This window comes from Polynucleobacter sp. UB-Siik-W21 (assembly GCF_018687415.1).
GTDB lineage: Bacteria > Pseudomonadota > Gammaproteobacteria > Burkholderiales > Burkholderiaceae > Polynucleobacter.
Map to the genome: position 1 here is coordinate 1292647 of NZ_CP061289.1, position 14987 is coordinate 1307633.

Sequence of the window (14987 nt, forward strand, 5' to 3'; positions counted from 1 at the left end):
CCTAAATGACCAGGCCATACTCTGGCACTGGCTTAATCCCCTAGCTTGACCTAAAGAAATTTCAGTTCTATCGCCATCGGGATAGACATAAACATTGAAAGATGCGGATTCCATATTCGGAGAGCAGGCAAAGATTGTCGACCCAAGCAAAACAAATAGAGATAATTTAAGGCTATGAATCATATGAGCACTATTGACAGCTTGTCACCCCACCATAGGTAGTGCAGCTGAAAGGTACTATTTTGGGTTGAGGTGGAAAAATCTCACGCAACTGCTGAGGTGTTAATTGAGCTGGCGCATCAGCTTGACTATCAATTTCAACATCATTTGCCCACTGCGCCGTTCCATAGTGGCCCTTGTTTGTCGAATATCGACCCGTTCCATTTTTTTTTCCATTCACAAACTGGCCTGTCCATGTGTAGTCATAGTCATTAGGTCCATTTGCATATACTGTTTCTGTTCCCCACCCGTTGATTCGGCCATCTAGAAACTTGCCAACATACCTCCACTTCTCTCCACGAGACTGATATAGATAAGAGCCGTCGCCCGATCTTCGATTATTTAAGAAGGTTCCCTCATATACTATTTTTATACCTGTAGAGATACCCTCCACCGTCTGGGTGCCCTGTGAGTAGAAGCCATCCTTAAATGTGCCCAAGAAGACTGTCTTACTTTTAGATGTCTCATCCACTACTGAACCGGGGCCATGAGGCATACCATTATCAAAATTTGCTTTTGTGGTGATGGTATGGCCAGTAGTCCTTACCTCTATTAACGTACCATACCCCTGAAGATATCCTCTGGCACATTTTCCATCCCAAGTATTTACAACCCCAGTGTCTTTACTAAAGTCATACCCAGCCTGTCCAGAATAAGTAACAAACTTACAGTTAGGGCTGCTATTAGCCGGGAGGTCGTACCGATAAATTTCGGCGGCGGTTAATTCATCAAAAAGACAAAATGACAAAGCAAGCATTGTTAAAAAACGAACGCCCATGGGCCGATCCTGTTAATTATTAAAGTTATATCCAATATCCTACACTGCCAAGCCGTCGGAATGCAAAGCAATTTAACTATTCAGATAGGCCGAGCTGCCTAGCAATCATTTTAGTGCTACTGGACGTCTCAAAGGCCTTTTGATTGGGTGTATTAAGGTCGACCCCTAATCCAATAGCTTCTTTGGCCAATCGCTGGGTAATCCGAACAATTCGATCGCGAAAGTAGGAATTTAGGTTAGTCCTAAGCATGGTCTTAGTGATGTATTCAGAACATTCCCAGAGCGTTAGAGCCATGTCGGTTACTTGGGTATTCGTGGTCAGTTTATTGCGGTTACGGCCTGTTTTAGATTGTTTTTTATCCATAGTTTGAGTCTCCTTTTTGATTTAATGAAATGGAAGGCAATCCTGCGGTTTGGAATGCCGCGGGATTGCCGTTTTACTGCTTAGATTGATGATTAGAAGCTGTGGGTTTAGGTGTTAGAAACCCAACTTAGTAACAAGAAGCCGTGGCTTATGAGGCGAGCCAAATAATGTCAAGACCCACCTCAAGCTCAGCCCTTTTTTATGTTGCTTTAAGTTGCCGAATGAGCTCGTCTATTTCACGCTGATAGTAACCTGGGTCAACTTCTTCCTGCTTGCCACCTTTTGATTTAGCTGATCCGTTGTATTGACTACTTTGATAACTTTCAGGCCAGTTGGCTCGAAGAAGTGCAATGATCAGGGAGGCGTTTCCGTCCTTTTTCTCATAGGACTCTTGGAGCCTACGTTCATGGAAAGACTTACTGGCCGTTAAAGCGACTTCTAGCGCCTCACCAAACGCTGGCTTGGCTTTTACCCATTGCCGCAGCTGAACGAGACCTATACCCAACTCAGCAGCTATATTGCTCTCTGTTGCACCGCCCTTTCCTAGCTCAACAACCGTGCCACAAAATTCACTTTTGTACTTTGGCTTTATATATGTCATTTAGATTTTCCTTCAAGTTAATTTGGGTCAAGAATGGTTAGCAACCATTCTGGTATGTCTTCATAGCCAGACTCCGCCAATGTCATCGTCATGCGATATGTTTGGTTCTTAGTCAGCTTAGCTTGAGCTCTTCCCAACTTCACCTTAATAAAGGTGAAGTCATCTGGTCTTATCTCGTTTTTCTGTGATTCCCAGATAGTCTTAAGTTCAGCAGTTTGTTCGGGAGTAAATTCAATTACTGGATTCATTTTGTTATTCCTTTAATTTCATTGCATCTCATATCATCTCGAGTAGTTATGAGATAGATCAAGCCCAGAGATGCTATGGGGGTCTTAAACCCCATAGCAGCTTGAGTTAGTTCAAAGGTAGTTGCTTCAAAATTTATTCACCTTCGTAGCAACCACTATCTTTATTTCCTAAGGAGTAGTTACTACGGAACTCTCTTGGGGAAATACCTGAAAATCAGCTGCAGCTGATTGGACGACCTTTAATACATGTGTAGTTGCATTGGGTAGTCCGTATTCAGACCTCATTGAGGGTGTTACTAATTTCACCTCAATTCTTTTCTGCGCTACCAGTAAATCTATTACCGCTTTAAGCTGATTAGCTTTTGGGCCACTCTTATACTCAAGTGACTCCTTCAAGTAGGTTCTAGTCGCCCAACTTTCTGGCGAGCTTTGAATGGCCCGAATTACTTCTTGCTCCAGTACCGTACTTTTAACTTGTAATTTCTGCCCTATCCTCTCTTCTTTAGAAGATTTATGAGCTATCCCAACTCGGTAAGGTTCATTAATAGTTTGCCCAAGGCGGTTTTGAACTTGCATCGAGTGAAGAGAGCTACTAAAAACAAGCTCCCTGAACTCTGGGCTATATCTAGTCTTACCTAGCATCATGTACCGAGCGTCAGCTACACCCTCGTTAAAAATATATCCAGTACCGTTGACATCACCTTCAAACGCACTAGCGCCTCGTGGAGTAGCTTTTTCTATATCAGCCTTATTGGTGCCCTTAGCAAGGTGAGCAATTGCCCATAGACTTGTATTCGTTTCTATACAGGCTACTTTAATGTGTGCAACAAATTTAGATACTTGAGAATTATTATTTTCATCCTCTAAGTCAAAGGTTGCAGCTACCGTATCTGGAACCACTAACGGACCAACGTCAATAAAGAGACCGTCAACGCATTGCTGTCTTACCGTATGTTTTTTAGCCAACCTGCGAATAAGCGCCGCTATCGACTCTGGACTTGACCTTCTAGTTTCGATAATCTTGAACCATTCTTTAAACTCAGCATCAGATAGGTTGACACCATAATGAAGTCTAAGACCATAAAGAATCCTCCTTACCTGCTTTGCATCCTCAGTGAGATAGATGACTTTACGACGAAGAGCGGGTTTTAATTCGTAATCTGGTGCGCATAAATGGGCTGCTGCAGCCGCTAAAGGTACGAGAAGCGTTGTTTTACCAACCCCAGCTGAGCCTGCAAACATAAACATGCCTTCAGCTATAAAACCGTCAATAACGAATTCTGTTGCTTCAGTATCTTCAGTTGAATAATCTAGCTCAGGGAATTCTTCGTCAGCTATTTCAATACTTTTTGGATACTTCTTTGCGTAATAACGTAGGGTTGCATGCGTAACTACCCTACTTGGCTCCCTGTTAAAACTTCGCCATTCAGCATCAATCACATTGCTACCAGCATATTCTCCAACAATGTCAGGGTTCTGCAGTGAATAGTCATCCCAAATGTCTTTGTACTCTTCGTGACCTTTGCCTTGGTGGTGAATTGCCATCCCAATTCGTAGCCAAAAATCACGCCCAGTATCGGGCGCCTTAATTGACATCACAATATCCCGAAGCTCTTCAATAGACAAATTAGGGTCTCTTAGGCTGTCTATTTCAAACCGATCCATCCTAATTTGGTGTTCACGCTCAGCCTTTTCTGCATAGGACCTGATAACGCTTAAATCAACGCAGGAGGTTGGGAAGATTGAGGCTGAGAATTCCTTATCTTCTTTACCGGTTAAAGCAATAAACATATCACTACGAAATATCTCAAACCCTGTTTGTTTATCTTTAAAGTTTTGGTAATTTAAATCTGTTCGGGTGATGATGTGATAGCCATTACCACTAACTGACTTCTCGACAAACCCCTGAGTATTGTTAAGAATCTGTGCGGCAAAGGGCTTTAACTTCCCAGCTTGATCGTAAACATGATCAAGATCAAGGCCAATAAGATCATTGCCGGAAAAAGCCAGGCCAATGCCATGAAACTTTCTGTCCTCTAGCAGCTTTTTAGATTCTTTTTCTAGGGCTAAAGAAGCCTGCGAGAACCCAATAAAACAATCTGGATCATTTTGACCACCAAAGCACAGAGTTTGGGGATTAACTGGTTTTTTTTTGAACTTTCCCTTGCGATCATCCCAGACCAGCTTCCAAAAGATAAAGTTACGTTCTTTTTGAAGGCCTGTTGGAATTGTTAGGTAATCATTTGGGTTTGGAAGCAATTTCAGCAATAGCTGATTGCAATAGATGGAGCTGTCCATTAGTCATTCTTTCATTTAGTCAATGTTCAAAAGACCTCGCAAATAAAGAGGTCGTGATTTATGTTTTTTGGTTTGCAGCTTTTGACAAAGCGCTATGAGCAACGGCCCGGTTCTTCGGGGCATGTCGCTGTACTTCTAAATAAACGGGGCGTCACCGCGAACCGTTCAAGCTAACTATTTGTTTAGGGTCGCCAGTTGAGCCGACCTATACGAAGGTTAAATCCAACCTTCAATACTACCTATGCAACTTTTTAGAGAAAAGCGCCCTTCACTCTTACTAATACGCGTTTCGAGAAAAATTCGCCCTCTATTAATACTAATGCAAATATCCCGTGGTTTCCGCCCCAAATTTTGGCAGTTAAGCAAAATAAATCTTGGGGCTAACCCAAGGAAAGTGGCATTGCCTTAAGTAAATCTCGCCTCTTAAATTCCAAAGCGCGTCCCTCGCCGTAATGATCGCCAGAGTCCTGCCTTGCATGTCCCAAAAATTCATCACGACGATCTTTAGGAATATCAGCGTTACGCATCCGATCTTCCAATGTATGCCTAAAACAGTGGTTGGTAATGTGCTTGTCTGTGATCATGCCCTTTAACCGCTTGTTCAACGTTGCGGATGCTGTGTCCGAGCTAGGCATTGATATTCCATCGGCATACCTTGGAAATAAGACTTTTTTCTTTTCCTTAGTGACAGTCTTGCATTGGAGCTTCAGTAAAGGCAAAACCGTAGGATGCAGCGGCAGTTCTCTCGCTGAATTGGATGTCTTTAACGTCCTTTGTCCATATTCTGTAATACGTATGGATGGAAGCTTGCCTGTTAAGCGAATATCCTGAAGACGCAAACCTATGATTTCACCCAATCTAGCTCCGGTAAAGGCGATTAAAAGAAGAATCAAAGCTAAGTCGTCTCCCTTCTTCTTGCATACGGCTATCACCTTTTTTAGCCCGGCAATATTTAGTGTTTCCCGCTTAACCGAATCCTTGCCCAGCTTATTAGCCCTGACACCATCAAAGGGATTGCGAATATTGATGTCAAGCTCACGCATTCCCTTGTTTAGGACGGCTTTAATGAATTTGATTTCCTTTTGAACAGTCTCACTTTTAAGCTTAAGACGCTCTCGTTCATCACGGTAAGCCCTAGCAGTCTTTATGCTCAAAGCTTCAACTGGAAGGTCGCCGACCATCTTAATAAAACGATCGAAGTACATCTTGTGCTTCTTGATCCACTTGTCAGTTCGTTGCTCGTCCTTTAAATAAGCGTCCCACAGTTCAGAACACATTACAGGCAAGGGTTTATGTAAGGCCTGCATTGCCAGCCTATCTATGTCAGTTAAAGTACCTCGCTCAGCCTTTTCCATGTAATCAGCATCAAAGTCAATTAAATGTGGCTGGTCAGTAAATTCAGAACCCGCATTTTGTAGGGCAGTCAGTTTTACCTGCCCATCACCAGGTTTGAGTCCATAAGTAAATAGCAAGCCCTCTGCTGCCTGTTTATTGACCGGTAATACGATATTGGGGTCAGCAATCATTGATGCAAAAAGCTGATCATGCCAAGCTGCTAAGTTGGTTGCCTGACGAGCAAATACGCCGTCCTTCTTATCTAGCTTTTGCTTAATGATCTTCTTGCCAAACCGAGCAACTAGGGACAAGGGAACTCTACGTTGATAGTAGGGTGTGTTCTTCTTAACACCTTTGTAGACTAGATAAGGCACGATGATTTCTTGACCGTAAATAAGGAATTTAGCCATTGTAACCCGATTTGTAACCTGATGTTATAACCGAATTAACCTAGAAGCCTTATTTTACATGGGTTTAAGGAAATAGTTCAGCGTACTTCCTGGGCACCAAACACTCCTACTAGTCCTGATAACTCTTATATGGGGACGAATCAGCCTAAATTCAATAGCGCTTAGATTCCCATGTTTCTATGGAGAATCTTCCCCTTCATTTCTTCCCAAAGACTTTCAAAATCGTCTGTTTTTTCCTCGGAGAGTTTTACAGGATCGTAGAGCTGGCCAAAGACAATGGATTTCCTTTTCACTAGGGTCTTCTCAAACTCTGTCAAACCAATAGGCTTATCTTCCATGTCGCGGGTGAGTTCTGCAGAGCAAACAATCGCTTCTTCATCATCCTTATCCACTACGGCAAATTCGATGAATTGCTGGGTCTTATCCACGATGACTAAGGTACCGCGAGCATAAGTCACTGCATCATGTTGCTGGACGATATATGCCAGGAATTGATCTTCCTCTGCTCTTTCCATTTGTAGGTCGTCGATGAAGAATAGATATTGATCACCATCGCTATTGACTAAGGTAAAGACTTTAGGCGTAACGCCATGACCTAAAACTAGGTTACGGTAATAAGTGGAGACTTCTACTGCCAGGTTTTCTGAAAAGAGATGCATGACAAATTCATTAAAGTTTTTAAATTAAGGTTTTTCAATTAAGCCAAGTTCTTTTTTAAGAATGCCATGGTTCTTTCCCAAGCTAAGTTTGCTGCAGCCTCGTTATATTGCAATGGTGGCATACCGCGACTATCCGCCTTTGGATTAGCAAAGGCATGCTTAGCATCGTAGCGATAGAACTCATGCTGGATATTCGCCTCAGTTAACTTTGTATCTAGTTGATCAACGCCCGAGATGGCAAAGAAATCATCATGGCTAGCCCAGTGCGCCATCATTGGCTTTGTGATCGCTTTGGCATCTACATATTCCAGCGGAGGGTAGCCATACCAGACCACCGTGCCATCAAGCTCAGGAACATGACAGGCGGATAGTACGGTTAATGCACCGCCCATACAAAATCCAGTGACTGCTACTTTTTTGCTACCAGTAGCCTTGAGATACTGAACGGCGCCACGAATATCTTGACCCGCTGCATCACCAAAGTTCAGATCTCCCATGAGGTGCTCTGCTTCTTTAGCTTCTAGAGCGAGTTTGCCGCGATATAAATCAGGCACTAGTGCACGATACCCTGACTTAGCCAAGCGATCGGCTACAGCCTTCACCTCACTATCAAGCCCCCACCACTCCTGAATAACGACCACCCCTGGAGCATGAGATTGATCTGCAGGCTCTGCCAAGTATCCATTGACTGATTGCCCATCGGGTCTTTTGTATTCGATCATGTGTGCTCCTTTATTTATTACTGACTATTGGATTCATTAGGCGTTCTTCGTTTTGGTATCCGAATGAATATATCCTACCAGCCAGAACGTGAGCAAGCCACAGGCTACCGCCCCATATCCAACCAGGTTGTAGTGCTCCATCTTACCGTCAGCCGTGATAGTTACCACTACCCCAGCCAGTACCGAGGCAATGCCTGAGGCAAGCATTTGAACTGAACCTACCAGGCTCATAAAAGTTCCCCGAATCTTGGGCTCGACTAACTGACTCACCATTGCCATGGCTGGAATCATGCGCCCAGAGATGAGAATAAAGAAAGATGTGGAATTAATTAACACCACCCATAAAGGGACGGGGACTAAATTGGTCGTCACGATCAGCGGTATCAAACTGACTATTGCTAGGATTCTGAATACGCGTACTTTGCCATACTTATCTGCCATATGACCAATCAAGCGGGAGCTCATTAAGGTTGCCACCCCACCGCATAAATAGATCAGAGAAATATAGGACTCAGCCACACCCACATTGGCAGTGAGATATAGCGCGATATATGGAATCACTGAGAATCCCGTCAACATGATTAGGCCCATGAACACAAAAGCACGCAAGTGGTGATGGGCAATCAAGATGTCATAGATTTGTCTAAAACGACTTCCCTCATGAACATGATGAAGATGCCCTGAAATCTTGGGAATATTGCGATAACCAATATACAAAACGAGAGTGGAGATCAAACCAATAAACATAAATGGCGCACGCCAACCTAAAGAGTCGATGTGATTGGCTAAAAATAAACTCAAGGGAACGCCGGCAACGGTCGAGACCGAAAATGCGGCCATCACAGTACCCAAGGCTTTGCCACGACGTTCAAACGGAATAGAGTCAGCCACGATAGTTTGAACAAGTGAACCCAAGATCCCACCGAAGGCCCCTGCACAAGCACGCGCAATAAATAGTAAATGGTAGTTCGGTGCAAAACCACAGGCTATTGTTGCAATGATGAAGCAAACATATAAACGTAGGAGTAACTGCCGTCTCTCAAAGCGGTCGACATAGTAAGTTGCAAATATTCCCGCAATTGCTGCCGCAAAAGTATAGGAAGATAACAATAAGCCAAACTGATGAGTATTGATTGAAAATGCTTTAATGAACTGAGGCCCTAAAGGCATCATGATCATAAAATCCAAGATATGGGTGAACTGAATTCCGGCTAATGCAAAGAGAAAAAAACGCTCTCGCTTAGGGGATTCAAAAAGATTAGATGGCTGGTTCAAGGTCTGCTTTACACGCGCTGGTCAATATGCCATTATCCCCCTTGAATCCCAATCCTGCCGACCCCTTACCTGCCTAGATCATGACTACATTTGCCGAACCAGTTCTACAAACAGCCGTACTAGGCATCCCCGTGATACCGCTTATCACGGATGTTTTCTTTGGAGTCTTGGGCCTGATTGCGATTCTGGTCTTTCATGGTAGCTGCATTAATCACATCATCATGCGCTTTGATAGAAGGACCGAAAAGAATCAAAGTCAGGGGCAATATAACCGAGTGTTTATACACTTTTATGCCTCATTTATTTTGATTGCCTGCGTGCACATTTGTGAAATTGTGATTTGGTCTGTTTACTTAATTGCACTCAATTTGATTCCGAATGGAATCGAGGCTTTGATATTTGCAGGTAGTTGCTATACCACCGTAGGATTTGCCGCAGATTCCTTACCTGCAGGCTGGAAAAGCTTGGCTTTCTTTATTGCATTTTCCGGTCTCTTTTCAATCGCCTGGACCACCTCGGTCATGATCGGAATGACTGAAGCCTACAAAAAAGCCTGGGGACAAAAGTACAGCCGGAGTCGCATTAAATCTTCTTGATGTAATACCCATATACACAACGATTGCCACCTCTAGATGGGTTATGAGTATCGAAAATCACGCCATTAATCACAGTCGTGAGGTGCTTGGAGACCTTAACGATCAAAGTGCCTAATGGAAGCTCTTCGGGCCTGAGGTGAACCTGGCACCCTGCTCCTACTCTCATGGTGGGAACCCACTCAAAGCCATGACTCAAAATGTAATCATGAAACACATTGCGATGATTACCGTTCCGCGGCGATGAACCCCTGCGGACAAGATGTATTGATAGCTTATTATCTCGCTCGTTAGCGTATCGCTCATTAGCCTCACCCAGATCTTGATAGACTTGTAGATAAGGAAGATTCGCTGAAATCGCAATCGATCTGACAACGCAGTCGCCAGCGCTACCTTTAAAGCCAGCTTCACCTCTGCCACCATCATGATATTGAAATGGAAAGACTTTGCTTGAGCGTTTTAAGTGAGAGAAAGGATTTAAGAAACTAAACATACTTATTTATGCAATTGGTAAATAAAAAATGGACTTGCCTTGCGACAAATCCATTTCTTTTTACGGGCAAATGCGAATTACTTCGCCTGCGCCTGCTTCACTTTCAAACGCCATGCATGCAAGAGTGGCTCAGTGTAGCCATTAGGCTGCTCTAGACCTTTGAAGATCAAATCACTAGCAGCTTTAAAGGCATAAGAGTCTTTGTAGTTTGGCATCATTGGCTTGTACAAAGGGTCGCCTGCATTTTGCATATCAACAATGCTAGCCATGCGTTGCATTGCTTCCTGTACCTCAGCCTTAGTGACATATTTGTGTAGCAACCAATTAGCAATATGCTGACTAGAAATACGCAAAGTTGCACGATCTTCCATTAAGCCTACGTTATAAATATCAGGCACCTTAGAGCAACCTACGCCTTGGTCAATCCAGCGCACTACATAACCCAAGATACCTTGGCAATTATTATTGAGGGCTTCGCGAATCTCCTCTTTAGTCCAATCAGGATAGAGCGCAATTGGCACAGTCAAGAGATCGTCAGTTAAAGCCTCATACTCGGCTGCAGTATCTTCTTTCTCCATCTCTTCTTGAATCTTGGCCACATTAACTTGGTGATAGTGCATGGCATGCAAAGTGGCAGCAGTAGGTGATGGTACCCAAGCCGTATTGGCTCCGGCTAGAGGATGCGCCCCTTTTTGTTCTACCATCTCCTTCATCAGATCTGGCGCAGGCCACATACCCTTACCAATCTGTGCACGGCCACGTAGACCACAATCTAGGCCTGCCAATACATTACGGCGCTCATACGCTCCGAACCATTTAGCAATCTTCATTCTGCCTTTGCGAACCATGGCACCACCATACATACCGGTATGCATTTCATCACCGGTGCGATCTAAGAACCCAGTATTAATAAACGCAACGCGAGCACCAGCTGCAGCAATAGCAGCTTTAATATTGACGCTCATACGGCGCTCTTCATCCATGATGCCTAATTTGACAGTGTTCTCGGGTAAACCCAGTAATTTCTCAACACGGCCGAAGAGCTCGCTAGCAAACGACACTTCTTCTGCGCTGTGCATTTTTGGCTTCACAATGTAGACAGAGCCCTTGCGTGTATTGCCAATGGCCTGAGTTGCTGGGCGATTGATATCATACAAAGCAATTAATACGGTGACTACGGCATCTAAGATACCTTCGTAGATTTCCTTACCTTCGCCAGTAATGATGGCTGGGTTAGTCATCAAGTGACCAACGTTGCGAAGGAATAAGAGTGAGCGGCCATGCAGCGTCACAATGCCATCTTTTGCGTTGGTTGCGCCTATGCCTGCTTTATATTGACGATCTGGATTCAGTTTACGGGTAAATGTTTTACCACCCTTACTGACTTCTTCAACCAAGGTGCCTTTGAGAATACCCAACCAGTTCTCATAGGCAAGTACTTTGTCATCGCCATCAACTACGGCTACTGAGTCTTCTAAGTCCAAAATGGTTGAGAGTGCTGCCTCGAGCACCACATCATTGACTCCGGCTGGATCAGCAGCACCAATAGTTTTAGTCCTGTCGATTTCAATATCAATATGAATGCCATGATTGCGCAACAAAATGGATGATGGTGCAGAAGCATCGCCCTGATAGCCCACGAACTGTTTTTCATCAACCAAGCTAGTAGTGCTACCGTCTTTTAATTTCACGGACAGTTTTTTATCTACAACGCTATAGGCCACTACATCGCGATATAAAGCCCCAGCCAAAGGAGCGGATTCATCTAAAAACTGACGGGCAAAGGCAACTACCTTTGCACCTCGAATCGGGTTGTAAGCGCCATCCTTAGTGGCACCTTCTGCTTCAGAGATCACGTCTGTGCCATATAAAGCATCATACAAAGATCCCCAACGGGCATTAGCAGCATTCAAGGCATAGCGCGCATTGAGAACTGGAACAACAAGCTGAGGGCCAGCTTGGAGAGCTAGCTCATCATCCACATTCTGAGTGGTAGCCTTAATCGTGGCAGGAACATCCTCGATATAACCAATTTCTTTTAAATATTTGCGATACGCAGGCATATCTTTAATTGGGCCTGGATTGGCTTTGTGCCATTTATCTAGATCAAGCTGTAAACGATCGCGCTTTGCCAGTAAAGCTTCATTTTTTGGAGTTAAGTCTGTAACGATTTCATCAAAACCCTTCCAAAAGTCAGCACTCTTAATGCCAGTTCCAGGAAGTACTTTGTCTTCAATAAAACGATACAAGGGGGTTGCTACTTGAAGGCCATTACAGGTAGTACGCGCAGTCATGTGATTCATTTCTTATGCAAAAGTTAAAAATTGGGTTTACTTCGTTTCTTACTTCGTTTCTTACTTCGTTTCTTACTTCGTTTCTCACTTCCTTACTGAATCAAATATTTTCCATCAATCCTGAAAGGGATGTTGGAGAAGAATGGTTTCATCACGCTCTGGTCCTGTAGAAACCATTGCGATTGGCTTACCAGCCACTTCTTCAATACGGCGCAGGAAATTTTGCGCCTCTACAGGTAGCTTATCCCACTCCCGAATCCCAAAAGTGGTGCCTTTCCAGCCTGGGAAATCTTCATAGATTGGCTCACATCGAGCTACTGACTCTGCGCCCCGCGGCAATACATCTAACTTCTTGCCATCGAGCTTGTAGCCCACGCACAAGCGAATGGTTTCGAGGCCATCGAGCACGTCCAGCTTGGTAATGCACAGGCCTGACAAACCATTGATCTGAATCGAGCGCTTCAAAGCAGCAGCATCTAACCAGCCAGTGCGACGGGGACGACCGGTAACAGAACCAAATTCCTTACCAACTTCAGCAAGACGAATACCAATAGGATCTTGTCTTGCTGGATTGTCATGATCATAGAGCTCGCTTGGGAATGGGCCCGCACCAACACGCGTGCAATAGGCTTTCGTAATACCCAAGATATATTGCAGTGAATCAGGGCCAACACCAGAACCCGCCGCGGCATTGCCCGCTACGCAGTTACTAGAAGTCACGTATGGATAAGTTCCATGATCGATATCGAGCAAGGTACCTTGCGCACCTTCAAATAAGAGGTTTTGACCGGCTTGCTCAGCAGCATATAAAGCGCTAGAGACATCGACTACCATTGGCTTGATGCGCTCTGCATAAGACATCGCTTCAGCAAGCGTCTTCTCATAGTTGACAGGCTCAGCACCGTAATAGTTGGTAAGCATAAAGTTGTGATACTCCAAGTTCTCACGCAATTGCGCTGCAAACTTTTCTGGATAGAACAAATCTTGGACGCGCAAAGCACGACGTGCCACTTTATCCTCATAAGCTGGGCCAATACCACGCCCGGTTGTACCGATCTTGGCTTCCCCACGCTTTTTCTCACGCGCATGATCAATTGCTACGTGGTACGGGAGAATCAAAGTGGTGGCTTCGGAGATTTTTAGACGGGATTGGACATCTAAACCGGCATCTTCAAGCTCGCCAATTTCTTTAAAGAGCGCCTCTGGTGACAGCACCACACCATTACCGATGTAACAGATCACCTCTTTATGCATGATTCCAGAAGGAATCAAACGCAAAATCGTTTTCTTACCACCAATGATTAAGGTATGACCAGCATTGTGACCACCCTGAAAGCGCACGACTGCTCGAGCGTGATCAGTTAACCAATCAACTACCTTACCTTTACCTTCATCACCCCACTGGGTGCCAATGACAACGACGTTACGACCTTTTGCTTGCTGCTTTGAAGACATATTGAAATCCAAAAAGATAATGACAAATTAGGTTAAGTGATTACTTGATTAATCAATCGATTGCTACTGACTTTAGTTCTTCTTTACTTCCCAAGAGTTACCCTGCTTCACCAATGCTCGATCACATTCATATTCAGCTGCCTCAACGGATTCTCCGGCGAGAACCTGAATCACTACTTCACCACGATTGCGCAATTCAGTGATGGCATTTTCTAAGGCCGCATCTTGAACCCAAGGTGCAAGGATAGCGAATTTACGAACCTGTAAAGGTGACAAGCTAGCCAATGTGAGTAGATCCAAGGAAAATCCAGTAGCAGGCCGGGAGCGACCAAAGGCCTGACCCACCTGGTCATAGCGCCCGCCTCTAGCAATCGGTTGTGGCAAGCCATCTACATAAGCTGCAAACATCACACCGCTGTGATATTGATAGCCACGCAGATCAGCTAGGTCAATGCTGAGCTCTATACCTACATTAGCATTTGCTGCAGAAACTATCCGCTCTAAGTCTGCTAATGCCTGATCAATAGCAGCATGCTTCGGTAGCACCTGCTTTGCCTGAGCTAGCACTTCAGCGCACGGACCATTTAATTCTGTCAATGCGAGCAAAGCGTCAGCAATCTTGGCAGGCAAACAGGTTGCCCATTGTTGTAAACGAGGGCGATCCTTGGTCTGCAAAAGGCCATATAAAGTTTCAATGGTTTCTTTAGCGAGCTTTTGATCAGCCAAAATACCAGTCAAGATGCCAGCGTGTGACAAATCTAAATACACCTTATTGAGACCAGCTACACCCAGAGTCTTGAGCAATAAGGTAATAGCTTCAAAGTCCGCTTCCCAATTGGCGCAGCCATAGATCTCTGCACCCAATTGCAATTGTTCGCGCGATGAGCTACCTACGGGGGTGCGTGCATGCGCAACCGAGCCTGCATAACAAAGCCGAGTAACACCTGCCCGATTTAATAAGTGCGCATCGATACGCGCGACTTGCGGAGTGATATCCGCACGCAAGCCCAAGGTGCGACCTGATAATTGATCAACCAATTTGAAAGTTTGCAAATTGAGATCAGAACCTGTGCCAGTTAAGAGTGAATCCAAAAACTCCAAAATTGGAGGAGCCACTAGTTCGTAGCCATAGGATTGATAAAGATCCAAGATGGCACGACGCAAAGACTCTACCTTGCGAGCCTCAGCTGGCAAAACGTCTGCAATATCTTCAGGAAGTAACCAACGATTCATGATCTGAATG

General features: G+C 44.5%; 14 protein-coding genes. 1 reads left to right on the plus strand and 13 read right to left on the minus strand.

All coding sequences use genetic code 11. The features are described 5' to 3' along the window. Window positions 1–190: 190 nt before the first annotated feature. From C2756_RS06735 to C2756_RS06775, 9 genes are all read right to left on the minus strand, one after another. A complete protein-coding gene (locus C2756_RS06735; RefSeq protein WP_215318212.1) occupies window positions 191–997 on the minus strand; it encodes a hypothetical protein in 807 nt (268 codons plus the stop codon). A 76-nt stretch (window positions 998–1073) separates the two neighbouring features. Continuing rightward, complete coding sequence (locus C2756_RS06740; protein ID WP_215318213.1) at window positions 1074–1361, minus strand: hypothetical protein; 288 nt, start codon at window positions 1359–1361, stop codon at window positions 1074–1076. A gap of 199 nt (window positions 1362–1560) precedes the next feature. After that, complete coding sequence (locus C2756_RS06745; RefSeq protein ID WP_215318214.1) at window positions 1561–1962, minus strand: hypothetical protein; 402 nt, start codon at window positions 1960–1962, stop codon at window positions 1561–1563. A gap of 17 nt (window positions 1963–1979) precedes the next feature. Further along, a complete protein-coding gene (locus C2756_RS06750; RefSeq protein WP_215318215.1) occupies window positions 1980–2210 on the minus strand; it encodes a hypothetical protein in 231 nt (76 codons plus the stop codon). A 168-nt stretch (window positions 2211–2378) separates the two neighbouring features. Beyond that, on the minus strand, window positions 2379–4469 hold the full coding sequence (locus C2756_RS06755) for an AAA family ATPase (RefSeq protein WP_215318216.1): 2091 nt from the start codon (window positions 4467–4469) through the stop codon (window positions 2379–2381). A 419-nt stretch (window positions 4470–4888) separates the two neighbouring features. Further along, complete coding sequence (locus tag C2756_RS06760; protein ID WP_215318217.1) at window positions 4889–6253, minus strand: site-specific integrase; 1365 nt, start codon at window positions 6251–6253, stop codon at window positions 4889–4891. 161 nt (window positions 6254–6414) lie between these two features. Next, a complete protein-coding gene (locus tag C2756_RS06765; RefSeq protein WP_215318218.1) occupies window positions 6415–6912 on the minus strand; it encodes a hypothetical protein in 498 nt (165 codons plus the stop codon). A gap of 38 nt (window positions 6913–6950) precedes the next feature. After that, window positions 6951–7634 (minus strand): dienelactone hydrolase family protein, encoded by a 684-nt coding sequence (locus C2756_RS06770; RefSeq protein WP_215318219.1) that lies wholly within the window; start codon window positions 7632–7634, stop codon window positions 6951–6953. 36 nt (window positions 7635–7670) lie between these two features. After that, window positions 7671–8909, minus strand: coding sequence for an MFS transporter (locus tag C2756_RS06775; RefSeq protein WP_215318220.1), 1239 nt, complete (start codon window positions 8907–8909; stop codon window positions 7671–7673). An 80-nt stretch (window positions 8910–8989) separates the two neighbouring features. On the opposite strand from C2756_RS06775, the gene C2756_RS06780 reads away from it, so the two are divergent. After that, the gene (locus tag C2756_RS06780) at window positions 8990–9505 is read left to right on the plus strand and encodes a hypothetical protein (RefSeq protein WP_215318221.1); all 516 of its coding nucleotides are present in this window, start codon (window positions 8990–8992) and stop codon (window positions 9503–9505) included. On the opposite strand, the gene C2756_RS06785 is transcribed toward C2756_RS06780, so the two are convergent. The 4 genes from C2756_RS06785 to C2756_RS06800 all read right to left on the minus strand — a co-directional run bounded on the left by C2756_RS06785 (window position 9492) and on the right by C2756_RS06800 (window position 14977). Beyond that, window positions 9492–9995, minus strand: a complete 504-nt coding sequence (locus C2756_RS06785; protein WP_215318222.1) for a hypothetical protein — start codon at window positions 9993–9995, stop codon at window positions 9492–9494. The two genes, C2756_RS06780 and C2756_RS06785, sit on opposite strands and share 14 nt — an antisense overlap. A 77-nt stretch (window positions 9996–10072) precedes the next feature. Next, on the minus strand, window positions 10073–12289 hold the full coding sequence (locus C2756_RS06790) for a malate synthase G (protein ID WP_215320880.1): 2217 nt from the start codon (window positions 12287–12289) through the stop codon (window positions 10073–10075). Window positions 12290–12403: 114 nt separating this feature from the next. Beyond that, a complete protein-coding gene (locus tag C2756_RS06795; RefSeq protein ID WP_215318223.1) occupies window positions 12404–13744 on the minus strand; it encodes an adenylosuccinate synthase in 1341 nt (446 codons plus the stop codon). A gap of 72 nt (window positions 13745–13816) precedes the next feature. Beyond that, window positions 13817–14977: an ATP phosphoribosyltransferase regulatory subunit gene (locus C2756_RS06800; protein WP_215318224.1), complete on the minus strand. Its 1161-nt coding sequence runs from the start codon at window positions 14975–14977 to the stop codon at window positions 13817–13819. Window positions 14978–14987 lie beyond the last annotated feature (10 nt).